Source organism: Embleya sp. L77 (assembly GCF_055557415.1).
The window spans coordinates 6,633,090-6,658,250 of the sequence record NZ_CM145709.1; the positions used below are offsets into that span (position 1 = coordinate 6,633,090).

Below are 25,161 nucleotides of genomic sequence, written 5' to 3' on the forward strand. Positions count from 1 at the left end.
CAGCCGCCGGGGCGGTCGACCTCGCGTCGACCGCCCCGGCGCCGTACCGGTGGCTCAGCCCACCGACTCCTTCTCCTTCTCCGGCGTGTCCGCGCCCGTCACGTCCGCGCGCGCCGCCTGGGTGCGGGCGCGGTTCGGCAGGATCAGGCCGACCAGGATCGTGCCCACCGCGAGCACGATCCCGCCGACCAGGCTGGTGTGCGCGACCGCCTGGGCGAACGCGTGGTCGGCGGCCTGGACCAGCGCGTGTGCCTGCTGCGGGCCGGCGACGTGGCCGACCTGCTCGGCCGCGGCGAGCGCGCCGCCGATCGAGTCCTTGGCCGCGTCCATCGCGGCCGGCGGCAGCTTGCCGTCGACGGCCTTGGTCAGCTCCGACTCGTACGAGGTGGCCAGCACCGAGCCCAGGATCGCGATGCCCAGTGCGCCGCCCAACTCGACCGCGGTGTCGTTGACACCGCCGCCCGCGCCCAGTTCGTTCTCCGGGAACGAGCCCATGATCGCCTCCGTGCACGGCGACACGCTCAGCCCGATCGCGACGCCGAGCAGCAGCAGCGGGGCCAGGAAGTCGCCGTAGCCGGAGCCGTCCGAGATGCGCGTCATCAACAGCACGCCGATCGTGCCCAGCGCCATGCCGGTGGTCACCGTCACCCGCATGCCCAGCCACGGGGTGAGCCGCCCGGTGGCGATCGCGCCCAGGCACACCGCGCCGGCCAGCGGCAGCAGTCGCACGCCGGTCTCCAGCGGGGTGTAGCCGAGCACGAACTGCAGGTGCTGGGTGAGGAAGTAGATCGCACCGAAGGTGCCCAGGAAGAACAGCAGCACGGCGAGCATCGAGCCGGAGAACACCCGCTCGTTGAACTTGCGCAGGTCGAAGATCGGGCGCGGGTGCCGCAGTTCCCAGGCGATGAACGAGGCCAGGCCGAGGACGAAGACGACCAGCGCGGTCACCGGACCGGTGCCCCAGCCGAAGTGCGGGCCCTCGATGATCGCGTAGACCAGCGAGCCCAGCGTCGCGATCGACAGCGCGCCGCCGACCAGGTCGAGCCGGCCGTAGTCGTGCGCCTTGGACGGCGGCACCACGAACAGTGCGGCGACCACCGCGATCAGCGCGACCGGCACGTTGATCAGGAACGTGGAACCCCACGCGTGGCTCTCCAGCAGCCGGCCCGCGAGCAGCGGGCCGAGCGCGATCGCCAGGCCCGAGGTCGCCGTCCACGCGGTGATCGCCTTGGCCCGCTCGTCGCGCGGGAAGGACGCGACCAGCAGGGACAACGTCGCGGGCATGATCACCGCGGCGCCCAGACCCATCACCGCGCGGGCGATGATCACGCCCGAGGTGGAGTGCACCAGTGAACCGCCGATCGAGCCCGCCGCGAAGACCAGCAGGCCGGTGATCAGCGCACCGCGCCGGCTGTACTTGTCGCCGATCGCGCCCAGCACCAGCATCAGCGCCGCGTACGGAACGGTGTAGGCGTCGATCACCCATTGCAGGTCGCGGCCGGTCAGGCCCAGGTCGCGGGTCATGTCGGGCGCGGCCACGATCAGCGACGTGTTGGCCATGACGATGATCAGCAGGCTCAGGCAGAGCACGCCCAGGGCCCACCAGCGGCGGGGGTACGGCCGGTCCATGCGATCGACCGGCGTGGTGGCGAATACGGACATCGGAACGCCTTTCGGAGCAGGCGGCCGGCGCAGCCGCGATAGTTGCACAACGATGTGCAACTTAGTTGATTGCACAAGGCTGTGCAAATAAGCTGGAACGAGTCGGTGCGAATCGGGTCATTCGCCGACGCGGCCCGGGTGTCGGTGCCGTCGGGAGCCGATTTCTGGCAGGCTCCAGGTCACCCCAGGAAGGAACGCGCGATGCAGACGAAACCGGGAGCCCGGCAGGCTCCGGCCGCGGCCGGCCATGCGGAGACGGGCGCCGCCGCGCCGCCGCGCCGGCGCCACGCGCAGTCCAACCGGGAGCGCATCCTGGCGGTGGCCCGGACCGAACTGATCCGGGACGCGGACGCGTCGATGGACGACATCGCGCGGGCGGCGGGCGTGGTGCGGCGCACCGTCTACGGGCACTTCCCCAGCCGTGAGGCGCTGGTCGCCGGGCTGGCCGAGGAGGCGCGGCGGGACATCCTGGGCGCGGTCGAGGGCGCGATGCGGGACGGGGACTCACCCGAGGAGGCGGTGGCCCGCTTCGACCTCGCCGCCTGGCGCGGCGGCGACCGGTATCGGCTGCTGATCAGCTTCGCCCAGCGCAATCTGGGCGACGGCGGGATCCCGGCGATGCTGGCCCCCGTGCGGGACCGCTCGATCGAACTGATCACCGCGGGTCAGCGCTCCGGAGTGTTCGCCGACCACCTGCCCGCGCCGGTGCTGGCGCTCGCGCTGGAGGGGATGTGTGTGGCGCTGCTCCAGGCGGTGAACGCGGACGTGCGGGTGACCGCGGTGGATCAGGCGGTCGCCTCGCTGGTGGCCCTGGGCGTACCGGCCGCCCGGGCGATCGAGGTGGTCACGCGCGTCGCGGCCTCGGACGAGGCCGAGGCGGCGGACGGGGCCTAGGCACCGCCCGGCGCCCGGCGGCCGCGCATGCCGGTGGCCGTGATCGGGCCGGTGATCGGGGCGGGCAGGTCGCGCATGGACTTGACCACGGTGGTGCCCGCGCCCTCCAGTAGGTGCGGTGCGATCAGGTCGCTCGCGTAGCCGAACGAACGCATCCCGGCCGCCCGGGCCGCGGGCTGTCGGGGGTGGACCGGGCGGAGTTCCCCCGAAGAATTACTGGATTCTGTCAAGGTAATCCGGCATGGTCGGCGCATGCCTCACCACACTCCCGTTGCCCTCGTTACCGGCGCCAGTCGCGGTATCGGCCGTTGCGGAGCCATCGCCCTGGCCCGCGCCGGCTACGACGTGGTGCTCACCGCCCGCACCGTGCACGAGGGCGAGGGTCGCGGCGGGCCCACCTCCTCCACGGCGGACCCGACGCCGTTCGCGATCCCCGGCAGCCTGGAGACCACCGCCGGCGAGATCGAGGCGCTGGGGCGGCGTGCACTGCCGATCCGGATGGACCTGATGGACCGGCGCTCCATCCTCGACGCCTGCGACACGGCCCTGGCCACCTGGGGCCGGGTCGACCTGCTCTTCAACAACGCCATTTACCAGGGGCCCGGTGCGATGGACCGGATCCTCGACCTGCCGATCGAAGCCGCACAGAACCTGCTCGTGGGCAACTACTTGCACCAACTCGTGCTGATCCAGCGGCTGTTGCCGCACCTGCTCGAACACCCGCGCAGCCACGTGGTGAACATGACCTCGGGCTCGGCCCGACTCGACCCGCCCGGCCCGGCCGGCGCGGGCGGCTGGGGCGTCGCCTACGCCGCGTCCAAGGCCGCGTTCGGGCGGGTCGCCGGCGTACTGCACGCCGAGTATCGCGAGCGCGGGCTGCGCGCGTTCAACGTCGACCCCGGCTTCGTGCTCACCGAGTCGCAGAAGGCGCGCGGATCCAGCGGCCACCTCCAGGCCAACTTCACCGCGGCCACCCCCGACATCCCGGGCGAGATCGTCGGCTGGCTCGCCACCGCCGCCGACGCCGATCGCCACGCGGGCGAGACGGTGTTCGCACAGCGGGTCTGGAAGGAACTGCACCCGGCGGAGGCGTGAGCGGCTTGAACGCCCCGGGCCGTCGCGTCGTTGCGTGGTGTCGTCGTCTCGCACGAGCGGCCGAGTGCGCCCCCGCGCCGTCGTGTCGTGTCGCGTCGCGCCGGGCTCTCGGGCGGGAGGCACGGGCGGCCGGCGCGACGCGGCGAGGCGGGCGCGGCGCCGGTCGCCGGGTGGTCGGCGGGGCCGAGCGGGATGGCCGTCGATAGGGTCGCGCAATGGCCACAGTCGTCGAACTGATCTGCTATCCGATCAAGGGCTGCGCCGGCACGCCGTGCGATCGGGCCCTGCTGACCCCCGCCGGGCTCGCCCACGATCGTGCCTTCATGGTGGTCGACGCGGACGGCGTCTTCCGCACCCAGCGCCGCGATCCGCAACTGGCGCCGATCCGCCCGAAGATCGATGCCGGCGGCGAACGTCTGACGCTGCACCGACCCGGCGCCGCCCCGGTGACGATCGACGTGGACACCGGCGGCCCCCGGCGCGACGTGCAGCTGTTCGGCAAACCCTTCCGGGGCATCGACCAGGGCGACGCGGCCGCGCACTGGCTGTCGCAGGCACTCGGTGCGGACAGCCGACTGGTGCGGGTGCCGCCGGAGCACGAGCGGGTGACCGACGGCGCGATCCCGGGTACCGCCGGCTACGCCGACAGCTCGCCGCTGCACGTGCTCTCGCGCACCTCGCTCGACCTGCTGAACGCACGTCTCGGCGAGCGCCGCGCGGCGCCGCTGCCGATGGCCCGTTTCCGGCCGAACGTCGTGGTCGACGGCTGGGCCGACCCGCACACCGAGGACCGGGTCCGCCGATGCACGGTCGGCGAGGCCGAACTCGGCTACGCCAAGCTCGCGATCCGCTGCGCGGTGACCCTGGTGGACCAGGACACCGGCACCAGGGCGGGCCCCGAACCGCTGCGCACCTTCGCCGGCTACCGGCGCGCACCGCAGGGCGGGGTGGCCTTCGGCGGCAAGTTCGCCGTGCTGCGCCCCGGCAAGGTGGCGGTCGGCGACGAACTGGTCGTCACCGAGTGGGGTACGGCCGAGCTGTAGCACGGCGGCCGGTCGGCGGCCGGTTGCCGCGGCGGCGGTGTGCTCAGCCGAGGTCCGGTCGGCCGGGCAGGAGTACGACGCCGACGAACCGGGCGGTGTCCGCGCCGTCGTTGCGGTAGGTGTGGGCCCGGTCGGCCGCGAAACGCGCACATCCGCCGGCGGCGACGTCGACGTGCTCGCCGGCCACCTCCAGGGTGAGGACGCCGTCCAGGACGGTGACCAGTTCCCGCACGCCCGCGCCGTGCGCCGCGCTGACGTGCGCGTCGCCGGGAGCCAGCGTCCAGCGCCACAGCTCGGCCGACACCGGCGGATCGCTGCCGATCAACAGGTCGCCGTGGCCGCCGTGTTCGCCCTGCCACAACCGGGTGCCGGCGCCTGCCGGAACGACCTCGACGAGCGGCGCGGGGGCCCGGTCGACCAGGCCGGTCAGCGGCAGGCCGAGTGCGTCGGCGATCCGGGCCAGGGTGAGCACGCCCGGGTTGCCCCGGCCCTGCTCGACACCCACGAGCGCGCCCTTGCTCAGGCCGCTGCGGGTCGCGAGCGCCTCCAGGGACCAGCCGCGCGCGGTGCGGGCGGCGCGGACGTTGGCCGCGATCGCGCGGCTGACCGCGGGTTGACCGGGATTGGCCAACGGGTCATTATTCTGCTCCATGTGGTTCACTGTAGTGGACCAAGGCCCGATCGGCCCGACCGCCCGCGGAGGAGAACCCGAACGTGCTCACGACCATCACCATCGACCCGGCCGTGCACGCGCTGCGCCCGGACGCGGTCGTCCTGGCCCTGGTCGCCACCGGTCTGCCGGGCGGCCCGAGCGACGACGGCTCCCGCGCCGCACTGGCCGAGGCGACCCTGTCGCTGCCCGCGACCCCGCCCGAGGAGCACCCGAACGTCATCGCGTGGCGGGAGGCGTACCGGGCCTTCGGCGCCAAGCCGCAGCGCACCCGCTGCTCGGTGGAGGCGCTGATGCGGCGCGGCGGGCTGCCCGAGGTGAACCGCCTGGTCGACCTGTACAACGCGGTCTCGGTGCGCCACGTGCTCCCGATCGGCGGCGAGGACCTGTCCCGCTACCGCGGCGCGGCCCGCCTGCTCCGGGCCGAGGGCACCGAGCCGTTCGAGATCCTGGAGGCCGGGGTGCCCGCGATCGACCATCCCGCGCCGGGCGAGGTGGTGTGGTGCGACGACGAGGGCGTCACCTGTCGCCGGTGGAACTGGCGTCAGTGTGTGCGCACCCGGATCACCGAGGACACCACCGAGGCGCTGTTCCTGTTGGAGCGGCTGGCGCCGATGACGCCGGATGCCCTGCACGAGGCGGGCGAGGACCTGACCAAGCGGCTGCGCGACCTGTCTCCGGCGGTGCGGATCGAGAGCCGGCTGATCGGCGCCTGAGGCATCAGCGGGGCAGCGGTCCGACGTACACCCAGGCGCCGTCGTGGCGGACGAACCGGCTGTGTTCGCGCAGCGTGTCCCGGTGCCCGCGCTCGCGGTAGGTCGCGATGAACTCGACGGTGCCCTCCTGGTGGAACGGTCCGCCGCCGGTGCTCGCGAGCACCTCCAGGCCCAGCCACCGGGTGTGCTCGTCCGGGTCGAGCCGCTCCGGCCGGGTGTCGGGATGCCAGGTGCGCAGCAGGTAGGCCGTGTCGTGTACGGCGAACGCGCTGTAGCGCGAGCGCATCAGCGCCTCGGCGGTGGGCGCGGGGGAGCCGGCGTGCCGGGCGCCGCAGCAGGCGCCGTAGGTGTCGGGCAGGCCGCACGGGCACGGGGAGCCGGCGGTGACGACGGCCTCGGAGCGGGGGCGTGGGGTGCGTCGGGACATGACCCGATTCTGGCCCAACGGACGCGCGTCCCGCCTACCCGGTGTGCTCCGGCGGCGATGGTGCCAGGCACGGGCCGGGCAGCAGGTCGCGGATCATCGCCTCCCACTCGTCGGTGCTCGGCGGCGCGTCGGTGAGCAGGGCCTGGATGAGCAGGCCGTCCAGGGCGCCGACGAAGACCCGGACCCGGACCGGGTCGGTGGTGAAGCGCAGCGCGAAGTCGGTGACCGCGGCCATCCAGTGATCGGTGGACTCGCGCAGCTCCGGTCGCCGGGCGGCGAGCAGGAACAGCTCGTACTCGGCGACCAGCAGGCCGGGCGAGGTGCAGATGTGGTTCAGGTGTTCGGCCAGCGCGCGCCGGGTGTCGCCGGGGGCGACGGCGATCGAGCGCACGTGGATCGCGTCCGCGGTCATGCACGACGTGAGTGCCGCGGTGAGCAGGTCGTCGACCCCGGCGAAGTAGTACGTGGAGGCGCTGGTCGGCAGGCCCGCCTCACGCGAGACGGTGCGATGGCTGACCCCGGCCGCACCGTCGCGCTCGACCACGCGCAAGGTGGCCTCGATCAGCGCCCGACGGCGGCGTTCGCCCTTGGCTCGGCGGCCGTCGACGGCTTCCTCGATCAGTGGGATTCACCTTCTCGTATGAGGGTGGCACTGGGCAACGAGCCGCTGTGCGCGACGGTGGTCCCGCTCGCGCGCGGGGCGGTGCGGCGCAGCACACGGTATCCACCGAGGGCCGCGGACGCGGCGAGCAGGGCCGCGCCGGCGGCGACGCCGAAGCCCGCCCGAGCCCCGAAGTGGTCGACCACCATGCCGGACAGCGAGGAGCCGGCCGCGACGCCGATGCCGATCCCGGTGGTGGTCCAGGTCATCCCCTCGGTCAGTCGGGTGGGCGGGACCAGGCGCTCGACCAGGCTGACGGTCACGATCATGGTCGGCGAGATCGACATGCCCGCGACGAACACGGCGGCCGCGAGCGCGGGCAGGCTGCCGACCAGCAGCAGCGGCAGGATGGTGACGGCGGTGCAGCCGACGCTGATCAGCAACATCCGGGGCAGCGGGGCGGCGAACTTGAAGGCGCCGAAGGCGATCCCGGCCAGGCAGGAGCCGGCCGCGTAGGTGGCCAGCACGAAGCTCGCGGAGCCGCGTTGGCCGTGCTCCTCGGCGAACGCGATGGTGACCACGTCCACGGTGCCGAAGATCGCGCCGATCGCGACCAGGGTGACCACGAGCACCTGGAGGCCCCGGATGCGCATCACCGACGTGGTCTTGCCGGCGACGCGCGGGTGCGGCGGGGGCTCGGTGCCGCGCTGCACGGTGAACAGCAGCACGCCGATGGTGAAGAAGACGATCGCGGCCAGCGGGCCGGCCTCGGGGAACGCCGCGACCGAGAGCTGCACGGCGATGATCGGGCCGAGGATGAAGCACAGTTCGTCCACCACGGACTCGAACGAGAACGCGGTGTGCAGGTGCGGCGAACCCCGATACAGGACCAGCCAGCGGGAGCGGACCATGGCGCCCATGCTGGGCATGCAGCCGGCGGGCACCGCGCACGCGAACAGGGTCCAGTCCGGGGCTTCGTAGCGGGCGCAGAGCAGCAGCACGCCCATCGCCAGGACGCTGACGGCGGTGGCCGGGACGAGCACCCGGCTCTGGCCGTAGCGGTCCACGAGGCGGGAGATCTGCGGTGCGATCAGTGCGGTGGCCAGCGCGAACGTGGCGGCCACGGCGCCGGCGAGGCCGTACTCGCCGCGCAGTTCGGAGAGCATGGTGACGATGCCGATGCCGGTCATCGAGATGGGCATGCGGGCGATGAAGCCGGCCGCCGAGAATCCCTTGGCGCCGGGCGCGGTGAAGATGTCTCGGTAGGGGTTGCGCACGGGAGTTCCCGTCGATAGAAACATAAAGTGGGACGTTCGTTCCAGTTTCTATCACGGGACGTGCGGCACGCCAAGCCGCTTTGCCCCCGACCCGTTCCGCTCGACGCCGCATGTGGCCCGACATGCCGACGCGGCGGCCGGCCCGTCGCCGACCGCCGCCTCAGCGGATCGGGTCGGGGTCAGGCCGGGTCGACGGTCCAGTCGGGGTGACCGGGCATCGGCGGCGTGTGGGCGCCGTACACCCACGGGTTCAGGAACGGGGCCAGGTCGCGGTGGGCGACCTCGGACGCGAGTTCGATGTAGTCGGCCGTGCCCGCGGTGCGGCCTCGGTAGCGGGTGGTCCAGGCGCGTTCGATCCGGGCGAAGGTGTCCGCGCCGACCTCGGCACGCAGCGCGTAGAAGACCAGCGCCGAGCCGTCGTAGCGCATGCGCTTGAACAGATTGGGCTCGGTGGGCTCGGCCGGCGCGCCGGTGTCACGGCGCCAGATGTCGTGCTGCCGGTAGGCCTCGCGCATCAGCGCCTCCATGTTGGCGCCACCGTTCTCCTCGCTGTAGACCCGCTCGTAGTAGCGGGCGTGCCCCTCGCTCAGCCACAGGTCGGACCAGCGCTCCATGGCCACGCTGTCGCCGGTCCACTGGTGGACGAGTTCGTGCACCATGTTGCGTTCGGCATTGATCCTGTCGCCGAGCAGGTCGGCCTTCGGGATCAGGGACAACGACTGGGTCTCCAGCGCGACGCCGAGGTCGGTGTCCGCCACGAGCAGCCCGTAGCTGTCGAACGGATAGGGACCGAGCCTGCTCTCCACCCAGGCCAGGTGACGGGGCGTCAGCGAGCGGTACTGCTCGACCCGGTCGACCAGGTCCGGCGGGACCGCGTCGCGCAGCCGGGTGCCGTCGGCGGCCCCGCCGTCGATCAGCGTGTACTTGCCGACGGCCAGCTGGAAGAGCTGGCCGGCCACGGGCTGCCGGCTGTCGTAGGTCCAGCGGGTGCGGCCCGGTGCGGCCCGACGCTTGTGGGTGAGGGTGCCGTTGGACAGTGCGACCAGGTCGTCGGCGGCGGTGATGTTGACCGTCGTTCGGGTGCGCAGGCTGGGATGGTCGTTGCTCGGGAAGATCATCTTGGCGCCGTCGGGCTGCGGGTAGATCACCGTGCCGTCGGGTGTGGGGATCCAGCCGAACGTCTCGATGGCGTCGTCGCGGTGCCGCTGCTGGGTGGGATCGGCGGTGTACTCGACCCGCACCGTGAACGAGCGCCCCTTGCGCAGCGGCCGAGCCGGGGTGATCACCAGCTCGTCACCCTCGCGGGTGGCGGTCGCCGGCTTCCCGTCGACCGTGACGCGGCCGAGTGTGTTGCCCGCGAAGTCCAGGTCGAACCGGGACAGCGCCTGGGTGGCGGTGGCCTGCATGGTGGTGGTCGCCGGGAACGCCGTGCCGGGCGCCTGCCAGTCGAAGTCCAACGTGTAATGGTCGGCGCGGTAACCGCCGTTGCCGCTCAGCGGCAGCAGCGGGTCGCCGATGCCGGGTGCGCCGGGAGCGGGCCGGGCGTCGCTCGCGTGCGCGCCGGCTGCGCCGGCCGCGGTCAGGGTCAGGGCGGTCGCGATGGCGAGGAGGGCGTGTGGTGGACGTCTCATGCGCCCCACCCTGTGCCGGCTTCGTCGCTCGCGGTAGTGCCCGACGCACGCTTTCACCCGGGTGGCGTGGACCATTCCGGGGGTTTGCCGCAATTGTCGGCAGCCGGAGGGGTGAACGGTCGCGGGCACTCCGCCAGGCGGCCCGGGACCGTTGCCGGATCCCGGGCCGCCGACCGTCGGGCGTGGGTCAGGCGCGCTGTTCGGCGGCGCGTTCCGCGGCCTTCTCGGCGGCCTTGTCCGCCTGGAAGCCGTCCTCGTCGCGGCCCTTGCGCCAGTAGCCGGAGAAGGAGATGTCGGCGCGGTCGACCCCGCGCTCGTCGACCAGGTGTCGGCGCAGCTCCTTGACCACGCCGGCCTCGCCGTGCACGAACGCGTGCACCCGACCGGAGGGGAAGTCGAGCGTGCGCAGCGCTTCGAGCAGACCGGGGCCCGCGTCGCGGGTGATCCAGGTGAGGTCGAGATCCAGCTCGGGGTGGGTGGCCGGCGGCGTGCCGGTCGGGGCCTCGGCGGCGGTGCCCACCTCCAGGAGCGCGATCGCCTTGGCCGCGGCGGGGAGCCGCTCCAGCGAGGCGCTGATCGCGGGGTACGCGCTCTCGTCGCCGATGAACAGGTGCCAGTCCGCCTCGGGGTCGGGCGCGTAGGCGCCGCCGGGGCCGAGCAGGCGCAGCGTGTCGCCGGGGCGGGCGTTCGCCGCCCACGGGCCGGCCAGGCCCTCGTCGCCGTGGTGGACGAAGTCGATGGTCAGTTCACCGGTGTTCGGGTTGTTCGCGCGCACCGTGTAGGTACGGGTGCGCGGCCAGTCCTCGCGCGGGAGTTCGGCACGGATGACCTCCATGTCGAACGGCTCGGGGTAGGTCACCCCGGGCACCGGGAAGAGCACCTTGACGTAGGCGTCGGTGTAGCCGTTGTCGGTGAAGTGTCGGTATCCGTCGCCGCCGGCGACGATCCGGACGAGATGCGGGCCGACCCGCTCGCTGCTGCGCACCTGGAGTTCGATCAGTTTGCGGGTCTTGCGTACCGGGCGTTCCGCCATGGAGGTTCTCCTCACCTGCACTGTGCGACTGGTGCCGTGCGACTGCTGCCGTGCCAGTTAGGTAAACCTAACCTGTGCGAGGCGTCGGCGGTTCCCCCGGGGTGCATCTCTTGTGCCTGGTGTGCCCGGCCGGCACGCGTTCAGCGCCACGGGGTGAGGTCGGCGCGCTTGGGCGGTCGGCCGTCGCCGGAGGAACGACCGGTGGCCCGGCGGGCGAGCCACGGGCCCAGATGGGTCCTGGCCCAGCGCACGTCGGCGCGTCGGCGATCCGTCCAGACCTGCGGCGCGGCGGCGGGCAGCGGCGCGCGCCAGTCGTACTCGGCGGGCAGGCCCAGGGCCTGTGCGGTGGCCTCGGCGACCCGGCGGTGGCCCTCGGTGGACAGATGCAGACGGTCGTCGGCCCACATCCGGGGGTCGTCGAACACGCGGGCGGTGAACAGGTCGACGACGGTGGCGTCGTGCCGCGCGGCGACGGCGTCCACGAAGGCGACCAACTGCTCGATCCGGGGCATCAGTCGGGCCGAGGAGCGCAGTCGGCGGGTGGGGTCGGTGCTGCGGAACAGCACCAGATGCGCGCCGCCGGCGGCGAGCTTGGCGGCGGCCTGTTCGAACACCGCGCATACCGCGCCGACATCGCAGCGCGGACGCAGCACGTCGTTCAGGCCGCCGGCCAGGGTGATCAGGTCGCCGTCGAGCGCGACGGCGGTGTCGACCTGTTCGTCGGCGATCTGCCGGATCAACTTCCCGCGCACGGCGAGATTGGCGTAGCGCAGGGTCGGCGTGTCCAGGGACAGGCGGTCCGCGAGCAGATCGGCCCAGCCGCGGTAGCTGCCGTCGGCGGCGAGATCGGACATGCCCTCGGTGAAGGAGTCACCGACCGCGACGAAACTCGTGAAGGTGGGGTGTGGTGTGTGCATGGCCGGAAAAGCCTAGCTCGCCGTCGGCGGTGGGTCGGCCACTCAGCGGCGGCGGGCCACGCCGAAGAAGTAGTCGCCGAGCAGGGACTTGCTGCCGATCACGTCGAGCCCGTGCCGGGGGAGTTCGTCGAGGAAGTCCCGGTCGTCGAACCGGTCTTCGGTGGGGTGGTCGAACAGGAACGCGAGGCTGGGCCGGGCCAGCGCGCGAGCGGTCATCTCGGAGAAGTAGAACCGACCGCCGGGGCGCAACACCCGCCCGACCTCGGCCAGGCACGCCCGCCAGTCGGTGATGTGGTGCACGATCGCGAAGTCGAAGACCGCGTCGTAGCTCGCATCCGCCGCGCCGATGCCGGCCCGCAGGTCGGTGGCCGAACACTCGACCAGCGCCACCCGGCTGTTGCCGTGCCAGCGCCGCCGGGCCCTGGCGAGCGATGCGGAGTCCAGGTCGATGCCGTCCACCCGGGCCGCGCCGAACCGGTTCAGGATCAGCTCGATGCCCCGGCCGGTGCCGCAGCCGATCTCCAGGGCGTGTGCACCGGGGTCGAGCCGGCCGCCCAGGCGCAGCAGCAACGGCGTCTCGTACCAGATCTGCGGGGCCCGGCGGAGGGGGCTGGCGACGACGATTTTCTCGACCGTGTTCATCCGCATGGCGTACTCCCCCTGGTTGCCGTGTGTGGCCGGCGCACCACGATGGGCCATGTCGTGGGCGGCGTCAAGGAATGTGGCGGTGGGTTCGGTGCGCGCTCCTGTGCGACGCGGGGGAGGCGTTAGCCTTCGGGCGTGGGTCGGTGGTGAGAGCGCGCCGAATTCGCCGAGTGATGCCGGTCCGGGGCGCGGGTCGGTCGGGGCCGTGACCGAGGGTGAGTGCGATGAGCCGGACCACGACGACCGGGATGCTGACGGTGTTGCTGGTGGAGGACGACCCGGGCGACGCGTTGATGATCGAGGAGGCGCTGCTCGATCGGGACGGGGGGCACACGTTGTGCCGGGCCGCGGACGGCATGGAGGCCCTGGAGTGGCTGCGCACCCACCCACGGCCGGACCTGGTGATCCTGGACCTGAACATGCCTCGGATGGACGGCCGCGAGTTGTTGTCGGCGATGAAGGCCGACGAGCGGTGGCGGACGATCCCGGTGGTGGTGCTGACCACGTCGGCCGCGCCCGACGACGTACGGCGCAGCTACGACCTGCACGCCAACGCGTTCGTGACCAAGCCGGTGGAGTTGGAGTCGTTCCTGGCGGCGGTGCGCGGCATCGACGAGTTCTTCCTGGGATTGGTGACCCTGCCGCGCGGGTGAGCGGTGGTCGACGTCCCGCCGTCCGGGCGCGGCTCGCTCACCCGGTCGGGGCCGCTCGCTCGGTCGGGGCCCGCTCGGTTGGGGGCACCAGCAGGGCGATGCCGTCCAGCAGGCGATCGAGCCCGAAGCCGAACAGCGAATCGAGATCCAACTCCAGCCCCGGCTCGTTCAGCGCGGCGGCGTACATCGGGAAGTTGCCGCTGCGCAGGATCAGGTCCATCGTCTCGTCCTGCGCCTGCATCCACTCCTCGCTGGAGATGCCGGTGGCACGCTCGGCCTCGAATTCGGCCGCGATGTTGACGGCGGTACCGCGTACGTAGTTCAACATCGTCACCGCGATGTGCATCATCGTCCTCGGCGGTAGCCCGGCGAACTCGGCCATCGCCCACTCCACATGCGCCATGCCGCGCACGGTCGGCAGCGGGCGGGTCATCGACATGACCTGGGCCAGCCACGGATGCCTGCGGTACATCCCCCATTGCAACCGGGCCGAGGTCTCCAGCCGGGCCCGCCAGCCCACCCGCTCGTGGGACGGGACGGGCTGTTCGGCGAACACACTGTCGGCCATCGCCGCGAGCAGGTCCTCCTTGCCGGGCACGTGCCGGTACAGGCTCATCGCGGCCACGCCCAGTTCGGCGGCGATCTGGCGCATCGACACCGCGGCCAGGCCGCGTTCGTCGGCGATCGCCACGGCCGCCGATACGACGCGCTCGCGGGTGAGTTCGGCGTCGGTGCGCGGGGGGTGCACGGGCGGTACGGCGATGGGCGCGGCGCGCGGACGCGGACGGCCCGGGCGGTCGGCGCGATCCGGGCGGTCGGCGACGACGGTGCCGATGCCGCGTTCGGCACGGACCAGGCCGGCCTCGCGCAGTGCGGTCAGGACCTTGGTCGCGGTGGCCATCGCCACGCCCCACTCGGCGGTGATCGCCCGGGTGGAGGGGACCCGGTCGCCGGGCCGCAACTCGCCGCTCTCGATCCGGCGGCGCAGTTCGGCGGCGATCCGGGCCGAGGGGGTGGCCGGGGAGGCGGGGGCGGTCGGCGTTGCCGGTGTCGCCGGTGTCGTGGGGTGGGGCATCCGGGCCTCCGGGGCGGTCGGGGCGATCGAGCGGCGCACTAGGGCGGCGCTCGGTGCACTATAGGGCACGTAGCGCCTCGGTGGCTAGTGCACTGGTTCGGTGCACTAGTTGGTTAAGCCTTTATCCATCGCTGTTGAAGCGCCGTTGCATCGATCGGTCGACCGTGTTTACTCTGTACGCGTCGAGCGGCGTACGCCGTACAGGTGCATCAGCGGGGGAGAGTTCCAGTGACGACCATCGAGACATCCGAGCGGCCCGGGTCGGTGCCGTTGGCGGGGCGGCGGGAGTGGGTCGGGCTGGCCGTTCTGCTGCTGCCCCTGCTGCTGGTGAGCATGGACGTGTCGGTGCTCTACTTCGCGGTGCCGTTCATCGGCCGCGCGTTGGAGCCCACCGGTACGCAGCAGTTGTGGATCCTGGACATGTACGGATTCGTGCTCTCCGGCCTGCTGATCGTGATGGGCGCGCTCGGCGACCGGATCGGCCGGCGCCGCCTGCTGCTGGTGGGCGCGGCGCTGTTCGGCGGTGCGTCGCTGGTGGCGGCGTACGCGCACAACGCGGAGACGTTGATCGCGGCCCGGGCGCTGTTGGGCGTGGGCGGCGCGGCGCTGATGCCGTCCACCCTCGCGTTGATCCGCACCATGTTCGCCGACCCCAAACAGCGCGGAACCGCGATCGCGCTCTGGACCGCCGTGATGACCAGCGGCATCTCGCTCGGGCCGATCCTGTCCGGCCTGCTCGTCGAACACTTCTGGTGGGGCTCGATCTTCCTGATCAACGTGCCGGCGATGGCGATCCTGCTGTTCCTGGTCCCGGTGTTCGTGCCGCGCCATCGGGGCCTCGCCCAGGGGCCGTTCGACCTGATCGGCGCGGTGTTGTCGCTGGGCACGCTGCTGCCGGTGGTGTACGGGATCAAGGAGATCGCCCGGTCCGGCGCGGCCACCCTGCCGGTGCTGAGTATCGGCTTCGGGCTGATCGTCGGCGCCCTGTTCGTGCGTCGCCAACTCACCGCCGCGCACCCGCTGTTGGACCTGGAACTGCTGCGCATGCGGGCGTTCGGCGGGTCGGTGGTGGCCAACGTGTTGTCGATGTTCGCGATCGTCGGCTTCGCCATCTTCACGACGCAGTATCTGCAATCGGTGCTCGGGATGAGCCCGTTGCGGGCCGCGCTGTGGAGTCTGGTGCCCTCCGGAGCGGTGGCGGTGGCCACTCCGGTGGCCACCGTGCTGGCCCGGCGGATGGATCGGGTGTGGGTGATGTGCGGCGGGTTCGTGCTGGGCGCGGGCGGCTTCACGGTACTGGCCGGAGCCCGGCCGGACTCCTCGTTGGGGCTGCTGCTCGGCGGGTCGGCGGTCTATGCGGCGGGCGTGGTCGCCGTGATGACCCAGGTGACCGAGATGGCGATGGGCGTCGCACCGCCCGATCGTGCCGCGTCCGCCTCCGCGGTGTTGGAGTCGGGGAGCGAACTGGGCGGTGCGCTGGGCATGGCGCTGCTCGGCACGATCGGCGATGCGGTCTACCACCGCGCGATGACGGACACCGCGCCGAGCGGCCCGGCCCGGGAGACGCTCGGCGGCGCGCAGGCGGTCGCGGCGCACCTGCCGGAAGACTCCGGACGGGCGCTGGTGCATTCGGCTCGGGAGGCGTTCTGCGACGGGATGAGCGCGGCGGCGATCGGGGCGGCGGTGGTGATGGTGGTCGCGGCGGCGTACTGCGCCCGGTTCCTGCGGGGTGTGCCGGTCGCGAACGGTGATGCTGCGGTGGAGGACGTGGGTTCGGGAGCCGGTCCGGGGTCGGGCGCGGGCGCGGGCTCGGGTGGCGCTTCGGGCGGGGTGGACGGCCGGGCGGCGGTTGCGGTCGGGGAGACGTCTGACGCGCGGTGAACGGGCGGGCGGCGGGGGCGGGGACACGATCGGCTCGGTGCCGGTCGTAGCCCCGCCCACGCCGCCCGTTCGGGTGTCCGTGGTCGGTCGTTCGTCGGGCGTCGTTCGTCGTGCGTCGGCCGGGTCGTGGGGTTGGTCGTGGGTCGATGCGGGCCCGGGGTTCGGGTGGGCGGTGGGGCGGCGGCGTGGGTCACCTTCGGGTGCAGGCGCGGGCGGTGTGGATCGTGGTGGCGGCGAGGTAGAAGGCGTCCGGGCGCCACAGGATGCCGGTGTCGGCGTCGGTGTCGAGCAGGGCGTCCACGGTGGCCAGGTCCTGCTCGTCGAGGCGGTCGGCCAACAGGGCCCGGCGGTGCTTCAGTTCGGCGTACAGGTGTTCGCGCGGCGCGGCGTCCAGCGGCGACGGCAGGTCGATCAGGAACGAGTGCGAACCGGTGGGGACCAGGCCCGCGCGGGCCAGCATGGCCGGCCAGTCCTCGACCTGGGCGCGGGCACCGGGCAGCGCCGCACGCAATTCGGCGAACCAGTCCTCGTGCGCGGCGTCCAGCCTGGCCTGGAGTCCGGGCCGGCCGATGCCGATGTCGCGGGGCAGGAAACGCGGGGCCAGGCCGCGTTCGGCGACCGCGATCACCCCGCCGGGGCGCAACACCCGGGCCAGGGCGTCCAGCGCGGCCTGTTGGTCGCCCAGGTGGTGCACCACGTCGCCGGCCCAGATCAGGTCGGCGCTGCCCAGCGCGTCCAGGTCGGTGGGCAGGTCGACCCGGTGAGTGCGGACCCGGTGGCCCAGGCCCTCGCGCCGGGCTCGGGCGCCGGCTCGGGCCAGCAGGATCGGGCTGGGCGCGCCGGTGACCACGTCGGCGCTGGGGAAGTAGCGGGCGAGCAGGCAGGAGGCGATGCCCGGGCCGCCGCTTAGGTCGAGAATGCGGTCCACCCGGGCGAGCGTGCGATCGCCGTACAGCGCGAGGTCGCGCAGGCGCGCGGCGGCCTGCTCCAGGAACGGGGCGTGCAGCTCGGCCTCGCTGTCGAGGTGCCGGCCGACGGCGTCCGGATCCAGGTCGTCCGGGCTGGGGTGGATGGTCATCGCTGGGTCTCCCGAGGTCGGGGCGCTCATCGCGGTGGGCGGCCGGGTCCGATCTTGTGCGTTGCGGGGGACAACGTCGGCGCATGGGCGCGGTAATCCATGGCGATGGCGGGGGTTCGATGCGGGGCGGCTCGGGAGGCGGGTGTGGGGGCTGGCGACGAACGGGACCGGGCGCGGTGTCGAGGCGGGTTGGTGCCTGGCGGGACGGGAGTGTGGCCACCGGGACGGATACGTTTGCGTGCGGCGTGCGGCGTGCGGCGTGCGGCGTGCGGCGTGTCGGGTGGCGAGGGTGCGACGGGTGTCCTGCCCGGCGGTTCCACGGGTTCTACGGGTTCTACTGGTACGACGGCGACAGGTTCGACAGGGGAGTGGGATGTCGGTGACGGAGGCGGGGGCTGTGGAGGACGATGCGGTCGCGTGTCGGGCGGAGATCGTCCGGCTGCATGTGCTGATCGAGGGCCTGCTCACCGGCGCCGGCGGAGATTCGGCCGGATTCGCGCTTGCGCACGCACCGGACTTCACCCTGGTCGAGCCCGGCGGCGGCACGCTGTCCCGACCCGAGGTGCTTGCGATGGTCGACGGGGCACGGGGTGTGTTGCCGGGCTTGCGGATCGGCATCGAGGACGTGCGCGTGGTGGCCTCGGCGAGCGAGTTGGTGGTGGCGTCGTACCGCGAGGTGCAGGTGCGCGCGGACGGCGGCGGCGATGTGCGGGCCGCGACGGTGGTGTTCGAGCGGGATGCGTCGGCGGGGCACGGGCTGCGGTGGCGGCATCTGCACGAGACGTGGGTCGAACGCTCCTGAGGGCCGGCCGGACGGATCCGGCGGCCCGGCGGGGTAAGGCGGGTCGGTGGTGCCTGTCTTAGGGTCGAGGGATGAGCGACGAGACCGTCTACAAGCTGGTGGGCACCGACGAATGGGCGACCGCGGTGCGGCGCGGGGTGTTCGAAGGGGCCGGAATCGACCTGGTGGACGGGTACGTGCACCTGTCCACGCAGACGCAGGTGGCCGAGACGGCGCGTCGCCACTTCGCCGGCCGTGATGCGTTGACCCTGGTCGCGGTGGACCCGGGTGCGCTGGGATCGACGCTGCGCTGGGAACCTTCGCGGGGCGGCGACCTGTTCCCGCACGTGTACGGCCCGGTGGAGCCGGCCGCGGTGCGCTGGGCCGAGCCGCTGGAACTGCCCGCGACGCCCGACGGCGACACGGTCGCCGAGGCGGTCCGACGGGTCTTGCGGGCGCGCGGGCACTGACCGCGCTGGAGTGACCCTGCGTGACCGCAGACGGATGCGGGCGGAGGGGACGGAGATGGCGCCGGGATGGCGGGGGACGTCGCGGAGTAACCAGGTGTGACGACTCCGCCTGCGGTGAGGCGATGGCGTAATTCGTGGGATGCGTGTCGTGGACGCCACGATCGGCGTGCGCGACGCTGGAGGGGTGAGAGAGCGCGAGGTCGTTTTCGCCGCCTTCGACCGGTTCCAGTCGTTGGATCCGGTCGGTCCCTACGAGGTGTTCGCCAACGCCGGCGGGTGTCGATGCTCGATGCCGGCGCGGCGGACCGGGGTGGTGGACTCGCACAGCGCGTCGCCATCCGTGTCGTCTGTATTCACTGCATCGATGAGGGAGACGTTGTGACCACCTACGGGCTGTTGGCGTTCGATGGACTCGAAGAACTCGATCTGGTCGGACCCTGGGAGGTGTTCACCGCGTCCGCGATGTTGCGCGAGGGCGCGGACACCGTCACCACGATCGCGGCCGGCACCGAACCGGTGCGCTGTGCCAAGGGATTGCGCTTGATACCCGAGCACACCTTCGCCGACCATCCGCGCCTGGACGTGCTGTTGGTGCCGGGCGGCGTCGGGACTCGGACCGAGGTGGACCACGAGGCGTTGATCGGGTGGATCGCACGTACCGCGAGGGACGCCGCGTGGGTGACGAGCGTGTGTACCGGGGCGCTGCTGCTGCACGAGGCCGGCCCCGCGCGGGGGCGCCGGGTGGCCACCCATCACACGTTCGAGGACGCCCTCGCGGCACGCGGCGACATCACCGTGGTCCGCGACGCCCGCTACGTCGTGGACGGCAATCTGGTCACCAGCCAGGGCGTGTCCGCCGGTATCGACATGGCGCTGTGGCTGGTCGGACGCCTGCACGGGGTCGAACACGCCCGCGCGGTACGCCGCTACATCCAATACGAGCCGGCCCCGCCGTACCTGGCGGACGCCCCTGGGGCCTGAACACCGGGCCGGGCCGGACCGCGCCGAACGTCGGGCGGGTCACGGGCGGGGCGGCAGCGGGTCGTGGTCCGGATGCGATGCGATGCGATGCCATGCTGCGCGGTGGGTCGGGTCGGGATGTGGAGCGGCGTTCGGGTAGGGGGTGACGGCCGGGTGCGCGTCGAAGTCGGGCTACTCCGAGGGGGATTGCGCCGAGAAGTTGCGCAGGCTGTCCAACCGGTCCCAATGTCGGCCGATGCGCTCCCGGCCGGTCGCGGTCAGCGCGACGTTCGTGTTGGGCTTCCGGTGTACGAACCGCTTCTCGATCGTGATTAGTTCGGCCTCGGCCAGTCTGGTCAGGTGGCTGGAGAGGTTGCCCTTGGTCAGTCCGGTTGCGCGCTGCAGGAACACGAAGTCGGCGGACTCCACGGTGGACAGCACCGTCATGATGGCCAGCCGGCCCGGTTCGTGGATCAGCCGATCGAGGATCGGCCCGTCGCTAGGCGCCGCCATCGTTGCCGCCGAGTTCGGGACCATGGGCGGGACCAAAGGCGCGCTGGAGCGCCGCATGATCGAGGCCCCCCGTCACTATCGTTGCCACGCCGACGAGCATAAGACCTCCATTGATCTTGCCCGTCGCCCCCACATCCCCCCAGATCGGCAATAGACCGGCCGCCCCGACGGTGCCCCAGATGGCCACATGATGCGGCCTCGGCCGCATGCCGACGGCGTAGGAGACGTACATCACCGACGCGAACGCGGCGGTGGTGGTGCTGACCGGCAGGACGACCCGCCAGTCCAGGGTCACCGCGCCGGCCACCAGGGCCGCGCCCGCGGCGGTGACGATCGCGGCCCTGGTGCGGTCTCGGCCCGACGGGGTGATCCGACCGTAGTTCTCGGCGTAGTAGCGGGTCACCCACAGGTACACCGCCCCGGCCACGACCACCAGTGCCCCGGCGGCCCAGGTGACCCAGGCATGGTCCAGCGGCTCCCACCTCAGGTTCGTCAGCCCGGCGACGATGATCAGGACGCCCGCCGGGACCGAGAGCAGACCTCTGAGGTACGAGTAGTCCGCCGCCGCCGATTCGAGGCTCTTACGATCCATCGTGACCCTCCCCAAACTGGTTTGTGTCACAGACTCTACGGGTTGGGAAGGCGCCTGCAAACAGGTTTGCAGCACAAACTTGGTGCGGGAGTCCGGGGCGGCCGAGCGAGGGGACGGGCCGGGCGTGGGCGGCGGCGAGCAGGGTGCGGCGCGGGGCGATGGGGGTGTGCGTGAGTGGCGGTACGGGCGGAGCAGGTACGACGGGGGACGCCGAGGGGGCGCGGGCGAATCCGGAGAACCCTTGGCGATCCGGTTGTGGGATTGCACGGCACGGAGTGAGATTTCTCGATCAAATGATCCCGTGAAGTGACTCGGCCCGGGGGATCCCGCGAGCCGCGACGAGTTCTGCGGGATCCGGCGGCCGTGCTGTCGAACCCGTCACCGAGGAGGACTTCTCCGGCCGGTCCGCCGAGACGTCCGCCGCGCATTCGTCCCGTGGCCTGATTCGGTCGTCCCGGGGCGTCGCCGGGCGGGAAAATCGGGCGACAGGTTTGGGGTTGGGGGGCAGTATTCGGGGGGCGGTTGCCGCTGTTCTCGCGGTGGTGTTCTGCCGGGACTTCCGTGCTTTCAGGAAAGGTTGCCGTGCAGGCCGCGCATACGATTACGCCCGCTCTCTTGCCCGAGGTCTTGTTGCATACCGCGCTGGTGCGGCCGGTTTTCGTATGGGGGGCGCCCGGGATCGGGAAGTCCTCGTTGGTTCGGGATTTCGCCCGATCGCTCGGGTTGGAGTGTGTGTCGTTGCTCGGCACCCAGTTGGCTCCCGAGGACCTGATCGGCGTACCGCAGATCGTGGACGGACGCAGTCGGTTCTGTCCGCCCGAGCAGATCGCCCGGGACGAGCCGTATTGCCTGTTCCTCGACGAACTCAACGCCGCGTCGCCGGATGTGCAGAAGGCGTTCTACTCGCTGATCCTGGACCGCCGGATCGGCTCCTACACGCTGCCGGCCGGCTCCGTGGTGATCGGCGCGGGCAACCGGGCGAGCGACAACGCGCTGGCTCGGCCGATGTCCTCGGCGCTGATCAATCGCCTGGTGCACATACATTTGCGTGCCTCGGTCGACGACTGGCTGACCTGGGCCGCCGAGAACGGCATCCACCCGTGGATCCTGGACCATGTGCGGGCCCGGCCGGACCACCTGTGGAGTGCGCCGCCCAAGACCGAGGAGGCGTTCTCCACGCCGCGCGCGTGGCACATGCTCTCCGACGGGCTGTACTCCTTCGGCTCGGACGTCACCGACGAGCACGTCCGGCTGCTGGCACACGGCACGCTCACCCCCACCCACGCCGCCGCGTTCCTGGGCTTCCTCAAGACCGTGCGCAACGCGTACGGCCTGGATGCCATCGTCAAGGGGGACGCCCGCTGGCCGGCCGCGCCCGCCGACCGCGATCTGCTGTTCTTCCTGGTGGAGAGCTTCCGTGCGCGGCTGGCCAAGGACCTGCCCGCAGACCGTCGGCACGTCTCGCCCGCGCTGCGCGACTTCGCCTTCCGCGCCAAGGCCCTCCTGGTCGAACTCGCCGAGATCTCGCTGGAGATGGCCCAACTCGTGATCGCCGAGGACGACACCGGCGCCGCCCCGCTGCCCGCGTGGTTCCTCGTCGAGACCGCCCGCGACCTGCCGCGCCTGGTCGGCGCGCGGCGCTGAGCGGCCGGGCCGATGTCCGCGCGCCGCGCCCGCAAACCCGAGGTCGACCAGGCGCAACGAGCCCTGAAGGCGCAGAACGCCGGTTGGAAGCTGGCCTGCGTCCCGCCACTGGACCACGTCGGCGAATCGGCGAGACACGCCCACGCCAACCAGGCCCCCGGCGCGCTCGGCTACGTCACCAACCGCGGCCTCCTCGTGGTAGATCGGCACCGCTACGTGCCGCCCGCCGCGTGGTCCCGCGCCTATACCCACCTGCTGCTGCACCTGGCCATGGGGCACCTGGATCCGGACAACCTCGCCGAGGTCGGCCTGGGCGATCCGGCGGCCGAGATCGACGCCGCGTACGGCACCGCGTGCTGCGTCGCGGTACACCACTTCGCCGCCGGCCTGGGCATCGGCACGCCCCTGGACGACCTGCCCGAACTGCCCGTCGGCGACGAGCGCGAACTCACCGACCGCTGGCGCCGTGACGGCGTCCCCCCGGCGCTGCGCCGCATCGGTGTCAACGGCGACTCGCCCTGCATGTGGCGCAGCCCGCCCTCCGCGAGCGCCGCGCCGCCGCCGGACTGGTCCGCCCTGCTGGCCCGCGGCCTCGTCCGCATGGTCGCCGGCTCGCTCGACTCCGCGGCCGGCGAGAGCAACCGGCGAACCGCCCGCGCCGACGGCCCTTGGGACCGGGCGCTGTCCTGGTTCGTCTCCTCCTACCCCCTCCTGGGCGCCCTCGCAGCCGGCCTCACCGTCGTCGCCGACGCCGAACTGGCCCGTTCCTGGGACATCACCATCGCCGCCGTCAACGCCGAGCACGGCGAGATCTACGTCAACCCGCACGCCGGCCTGAGCGTCGAGGAATGGCGCTTCGTCCTCGCCCACGAGATGTTGCACGCCGCGCTGCGGCACGACCGCCGGCGCGAGCACCGGGACGCGCACCTGTTCAACGTGGCCTGCGACTACGTGATCAACGGGTGGCTGGTGGAGATGGGCGTCGGGGTGTTGCCGGACGGGCTGCTGTACGACGCCCGCCTGGCCGGCCTGTCCGCCGAGTCGGTGTACGACACGCTGACCACCGACCTGCGCCGGGCCCGCAAGCTGCGTACCCCCGGCTCGCGCGAGCACGGCGACATGCTGGGCGAGTGGCTCTCCGAACCGGCCGCCGCGGCCCGGCGGTCGAGCCGACGGGAGCGGTCGGGGACGCTGCCGGGGGCAGGTGGGCCCGGTGGTTCGTTCGTCGACCTGGACGCGTTCTATCGGCGGGCGCTCGCCACCGGGCTGGCCTACCACGATCCCGGCCGCGGGCTGCTGCCCGCCGGGCTGATCGAGGAGATCCGCACGCTCGAACAGCCGCCGCCCGCATGGGACGTACGACTGGCCCGCTGGTTCGACGAGTACGTGCGGCGCCCCGAGCCGGTACGCAGCTACACCCGAGCGAGCCGGCGCCAGGCGTCCACGCCCGACATCCCGCGGCCCGGTCGGATCCGGCCCTCGGACGTCGACCGGCTGTGTACGTTCGGCGTGGTCCTGGACACCTCCGGTTCGATGGATCCGGTGCTGCTGGGCAAGGCACTGGGCGCGATCGCGTCGTACGCCACCGCGCGGGACGTGCCGGCCGCGCGCGTGGTGTACTGCGACGCCGCCGCCTACGACGCGGGTTATCTGCCGGTCGAGGACATCGCGCACAGGGTGCGGGTGCGCGGACGCGGCGGCACGGTGTTGCAGCCGGGGATCCGGCTCCTGGAGGGCGCCGCGGACTTCCCCGCGGACGGCCCGATCCTGGTGGTCACCGACGGGCAGTGCGATGTGCTGCGGGTGCGGCGCGAACACGCCTTTTTGGTCCCGGCCGGTGCCCGGCTGCCGTTCACGGCGCGCGGGCCGGTGTTCCGGGTCCGGTGACGCGGGCGGCGGCAGCCGGACGCGACGGAGAACTCGGCCTCCACGGGCGACGATTCGCCTCGGCAGGCGAGCGCGTACCCCGAATACCCCGAGACCGCGGCCCGGTGCTCCCGGCCGAGCCGCGGCCCGCCGGCCGGAATTTCGGATGCGGTGGGCCGACCCGCCGACCAGACTCGGAGCCCGGTCGCCGCGAGACGGGACCGCCGTATCGGAGTTCGGAAGGACGTTGCTCGACATGCCCGACACCATGGAAAGCCTGCACGACACCTCGGTGTGGATCTGCGCGGCGGAGGGCACGCCGATCCGCTCGGTACGCGACGCGCTCGATCTGATCGGCGAGGCGGGGTACCGGGGCGCGAGCTGGGTCGTACTGCCGACGGCGCGTCTGGACCCGGACTTCTTCCGGCTGCGCACCGGCGTGGCCGGCGAGGTGTTGCAGAAGTTCGCCAACTACCGGATGGGGGTGGCCATCCTGGGCGACGTCACCGAGCACACCACCGCGAGCGAGGCGCTGACCGACTTCGTCCGCGAGTGCAACCGGGGCAGGCAGGCGTGGTTCGTGACCGACCTGGACGCCTTCACCGCCCGCCTCGCGGAGGAGGGCGCCAACCCGTGAACACGGTCCGCCCCGGCCTCGACGACGCGGCTCCTTGACTCACGGCGTGCGCCGACTCGTAGCGCTCACCGGGGCGGGCGTCTCCACCGGATCCGGCATCCCCGACTTCCGCGGCCCGCACGGCGTCTGGACCCGCGACCCCGAACGCGAGCAGGACACCCACCGCAAACGGCACACCACCGACCCCTCCGCACGAGCTGCCTGTGGCGGGACCTGGCCGGGCCGACGCCGTCCGCAGCCCGCCCCGGCGCCGCCCACCAGGCGCTCGCCCGGGTGCGGGTAGACGTCGTCACGCAGAACGTCGCCGGTGAACGAGGGTGCCGGTGGCGGGTGGCCTCGGTGGTCGGGATCGGGCGGACGCGGGCCCGGGAGTGCGCCTTGCCGACGGCCGGTGGTCGGA

28 protein-coding genes are annotated in these 25,161 nt (G+C 72.5%); 14 read left to right on the forward strand and 14 right to left on the reverse strand.

All coding sequences use genetic code 11. The features are described from left to right. Positions 1–54: 54 nt before the first annotated feature. Complete coding sequence (locus ACZOOI_RS28220) at positions 55–1,662, reverse strand: MFS transporter (RefSeq protein ID WP_465278464.1); 1,608 nt, start codon at positions 1,660–1,662, stop codon at positions 55–57. 201 nt (positions 1,663–1,863) lie between these two features. Between ACZOOI_RS28220 and ACZOOI_RS28225 the strand changes: the two genes are divergently transcribed. Continuing rightward, entirely contained in the window at positions 1,864–2,556 is a 693-nt protein-coding gene (locus tag ACZOOI_RS28225) for a TetR/AcrR family transcriptional regulator (RefSeq protein ID WP_465278465.1), read from the forward strand. Here ACZOOI_RS28225 and ACZOOI_RS28230 read toward each other — a convergent pair. Then, positions 2,553–2,711 (reverse strand): hypothetical protein, encoded by a 159-nt coding sequence (locus tag ACZOOI_RS28230; protein WP_465278466.1) that lies wholly within the window; start codon positions 2,709–2,711, stop codon positions 2,553–2,555. The two genes, ACZOOI_RS28225 and ACZOOI_RS28230, sit on opposite strands and share 4 nt — an antisense overlap. Before the next feature lie 97 nt (positions 2,712–2,808). Here ACZOOI_RS28230 and ACZOOI_RS28235 point away from each other — a divergent pair, with 97 nt between their 5' ends. Together ACZOOI_RS28235 and ACZOOI_RS28240 are read left to right on the forward strand one after the other, a co-directional pair. After that, positions 2,809–3,651, forward strand: a complete 843-nt coding sequence (locus ACZOOI_RS28235) for an SDR family NAD(P)-dependent oxidoreductase (protein WP_465278467.1) — start codon at positions 2,809–2,811, stop codon at positions 3,649–3,651. A 215-nt stretch (positions 3,652–3,866) separates the two neighbouring features. Next, on the forward strand, positions 3,867–4,694 hold the full coding sequence (locus ACZOOI_RS28240; protein ID WP_465278468.1) for an MOSC domain-containing protein: 828 nt from the start codon (positions 3,867–3,869) through the stop codon (positions 4,692–4,694). A 43-nt stretch (positions 4,695–4,737) separates the two neighbouring features. Here ACZOOI_RS28240 and ACZOOI_RS28245 read toward each other — a convergent pair whose 3' ends face one another. Beyond that, positions 4,738–5,346 (reverse strand): helix-turn-helix domain-containing protein, encoded by a 609-nt coding sequence (locus ACZOOI_RS28245; protein ID WP_465278469.1) that lies wholly within the window; start codon positions 5,344–5,346, stop codon positions 4,738–4,740. Positions 5,347–5,408: 62 nt separating this feature from the next. On the opposite strand from ACZOOI_RS28245, the gene ACZOOI_RS28250 reads away from it, so the two are divergent. Next, complete coding sequence (locus ACZOOI_RS28250; protein WP_465278470.1) at positions 5,409–6,080, forward strand: B3/B4 domain-containing protein; 672 nt, start codon at positions 5,409–5,411, stop codon at positions 6,078–6,080. A gap of 4 nt (positions 6,081–6,084) precedes the next feature. On the opposite strand, the gene ACZOOI_RS28255 is transcribed toward ACZOOI_RS28250, so the two are convergent. From ACZOOI_RS28255 to ACZOOI_RS28285, 7 genes are all read right to left on the reverse strand, one after another. Then, positions 6,085–6,507: a YchJ family protein gene (locus ACZOOI_RS28255; protein WP_465278471.1), complete on the reverse strand. Its 423-nt coding sequence runs from the start codon at positions 6,505–6,507 to the stop codon at positions 6,085–6,087. A 34-nt stretch (positions 6,508–6,541) separates the two neighbouring features. Then, positions 6,542–7,051, reverse strand: coding sequence for a TetR/AcrR family transcriptional regulator (locus ACZOOI_RS28260; protein ID WP_465281305.1), 510 nt, complete (start codon positions 7,049–7,051; stop codon positions 6,542–6,544). A gap of 74 nt (positions 7,052–7,125) precedes the next feature. Further along, positions 7,126–8,385 (reverse strand): MFS transporter, encoded by a 1,260-nt coding sequence (locus ACZOOI_RS28265; RefSeq protein ID WP_465278472.1) that lies wholly within the window; start codon positions 8,383–8,385, stop codon positions 7,126–7,128. A gap of 179 nt (positions 8,386–8,564) precedes the next feature. Beyond that, positions 8,565–10,016 carry a M1 family metallopeptidase gene (locus tag ACZOOI_RS28270; RefSeq protein ID WP_465278473.1) on the reverse strand — a complete coding sequence of 484 codons (1,452 nt, stop codon included), beginning with the start codon at positions 10,014–10,016 and terminating at the stop codon, positions 8,565–8,567. 187 nt (positions 10,017–10,203) lie between these two features. Then, positions 10,204–11,049 (reverse strand): siderophore-interacting protein, encoded by an 846-nt coding sequence (locus ACZOOI_RS28275; protein WP_465278474.1) that lies wholly within the window; start codon positions 11,047–11,049, stop codon positions 10,204–10,206. 140 nt (positions 11,050–11,189) lie between these two features. Next, the gene (locus ACZOOI_RS28280; protein ID WP_465278475.1) at positions 11,190–11,966 is read right to left on the reverse strand and encodes an SGNH/GDSL hydrolase family protein; all 777 of its coding nucleotides are present in this window, start codon (positions 11,964–11,966) and stop codon (positions 11,190–11,192) included. Between the two features lie 42 nt (positions 11,967–12,008). Beyond that, on the reverse strand, positions 12,009–12,614 hold the full coding sequence (locus ACZOOI_RS28285; RefSeq protein WP_465278476.1) for a class I SAM-dependent methyltransferase: 606 nt from the start codon (positions 12,612–12,614) through the stop codon (positions 12,009–12,011). Between the two features lie 221 nt (positions 12,615–12,835). On the opposite strand from ACZOOI_RS28285, the gene ACZOOI_RS28290 reads away from it, so the two are divergent. Then, the gene (locus ACZOOI_RS28290) at positions 12,836–13,264 is read left to right on the forward strand and encodes a response regulator (protein WP_465278477.1); all 429 of its coding nucleotides are present in this window, start codon (positions 12,836–12,838) and stop codon (positions 13,262–13,264) included. A 37-nt stretch (positions 13,265–13,301) separates the two neighbouring features. On the opposite strand, the gene ACZOOI_RS28295 is transcribed toward ACZOOI_RS28290, so the two are convergent. Beyond that, on the reverse strand, positions 13,302–14,339 hold the full coding sequence (locus tag ACZOOI_RS28295; RefSeq protein ID WP_465278478.1) for a TetR/AcrR family transcriptional regulator C-terminal domain-containing protein: 1,038 nt from the start codon (positions 14,337–14,339) through the stop codon (positions 13,302–13,304). 228 nt (positions 14,340–14,567) lie between these two features. On the opposite strand from ACZOOI_RS28295, the gene ACZOOI_RS28300 reads away from it, so the two are divergent. Beyond that, positions 14,568–16,220, forward strand: coding sequence for an MFS transporter (locus ACZOOI_RS28300; protein WP_465278479.1), 1,653 nt, complete (start codon positions 14,568–14,570; stop codon positions 16,218–16,220). A 190-nt stretch (positions 16,221–16,410) separates the two neighbouring features. Here the strand turns inward: ACZOOI_RS28300 and ACZOOI_RS28305 are convergent, their stop codons facing one another. Continuing rightward, a complete protein-coding gene (locus ACZOOI_RS28305; protein ID WP_465278480.1) occupies positions 16,411–17,298 on the reverse strand; it encodes a methyltransferase domain-containing protein in 888 nt (295 codons plus the stop codon). A gap of 373 nt (positions 17,299–17,671) precedes the next feature. Here ACZOOI_RS28305 and ACZOOI_RS28310 point away from each other — a divergent pair, with 373 nt between their 5' ends. From ACZOOI_RS28310 to ACZOOI_RS28325, 4 genes are all read left to right on the forward strand, one after another. Further along, on the forward strand, positions 17,672–18,100 hold the full coding sequence (locus ACZOOI_RS28310) for a DUF4440 domain-containing protein (protein ID WP_465278481.1): 429 nt from the start codon (positions 17,672–17,674) through the stop codon (positions 18,098–18,100). Positions 18,101–18,171: 71 nt separating this feature from the next. Then, complete coding sequence (locus ACZOOI_RS28315) at positions 18,172–18,549, forward strand: DUF952 domain-containing protein (protein WP_465278482.1); 378 nt, start codon at positions 18,172–18,174, stop codon at positions 18,547–18,549. Positions 18,550–18,697: 148 nt separating this feature from the next. Next, entirely contained in the window at positions 18,698–18,931 is a 234-nt protein-coding gene (locus tag ACZOOI_RS28320; protein ID WP_465278483.1) for a hypothetical protein, read from the forward strand. Beyond that, positions 18,928–19,530 carry a DJ-1/PfpI family protein gene (locus ACZOOI_RS28325; protein ID WP_465278484.1) on the forward strand — a complete coding sequence of 201 codons (603 nt, stop codon included), beginning with the start codon at positions 18,928–18,930 and terminating at the stop codon, positions 19,528–19,530. Before ACZOOI_RS28320 ends, ACZOOI_RS28325 begins: the two co-directional genes overlap by 4 nt. 171 nt (positions 19,531–19,701) lie before the next feature. Here the strand turns inward: ACZOOI_RS28325 and ACZOOI_RS28330 are convergent, their stop codons facing one another. Together ACZOOI_RS28330 and ACZOOI_RS28335 are read right to left on the reverse strand one after the other, a co-directional pair. After that, the gene (locus ACZOOI_RS28330; RefSeq protein WP_465278485.1) at positions 19,702–20,022 is read right to left on the reverse strand and encodes a transcriptional regulator; all 321 of its coding nucleotides are present in this window, start codon (positions 20,020–20,022) and stop codon (positions 19,702–19,704) included. After that, positions 20,009–20,614, reverse strand: coding sequence for a hypothetical protein (locus ACZOOI_RS28335; RefSeq protein ID WP_465278486.1), 606 nt, complete (start codon positions 20,612–20,614; stop codon positions 20,009–20,011). The genes ACZOOI_RS28330 and ACZOOI_RS28335 overlap by 14 nt, the downstream gene beginning before the upstream one ends. A 582-nt stretch (positions 20,615–21,196) precedes the next feature. On the opposite strand from ACZOOI_RS28335, the gene ACZOOI_RS28340 reads away from it, so the two are divergent. The 4 genes from ACZOOI_RS28340 to ACZOOI_RS28355 all read left to right on the forward strand — a co-directional run bounded on the left by ACZOOI_RS28340 (position 21,197) and on the right by ACZOOI_RS28355 (position 25,044). After that, positions 21,197–22,258: an ATP-binding protein gene (locus ACZOOI_RS28340; RefSeq protein WP_465278487.1), complete on the forward strand. Its 1,062-nt coding sequence runs from the start codon at positions 21,197–21,199 to the stop codon at positions 22,256–22,258. Positions 22,259–22,270: 12 nt separating this feature from the next. Beyond that, the gene (locus tag ACZOOI_RS28345; protein ID WP_465278488.1) at positions 22,271–24,145 is read left to right on the forward strand and encodes a vWA domain-containing protein; all 1,875 of its coding nucleotides are present in this window, start codon (positions 22,271–22,273) and stop codon (positions 24,143–24,145) included. Positions 24,146–24,380: 235 nt separating this feature from the next. After that, a complete protein-coding gene (locus ACZOOI_RS28350; protein WP_465278489.1) occupies positions 24,381–24,761 on the forward strand; it encodes a DUF4180 domain-containing protein in 381 nt (126 codons plus the stop codon). Positions 24,762–24,807: 46 nt separating this feature from the next. Continuing rightward, positions 24,808–25,044 (forward strand): Sir2 family NAD-dependent protein deacetylase, encoded by a 237-nt coding sequence (locus tag ACZOOI_RS28355; RefSeq protein WP_465278490.1) that lies wholly within the window; start codon positions 24,808–24,810, stop codon positions 25,042–25,044. Positions 25,045–25,161: the final 117 nt, after the last annotated feature.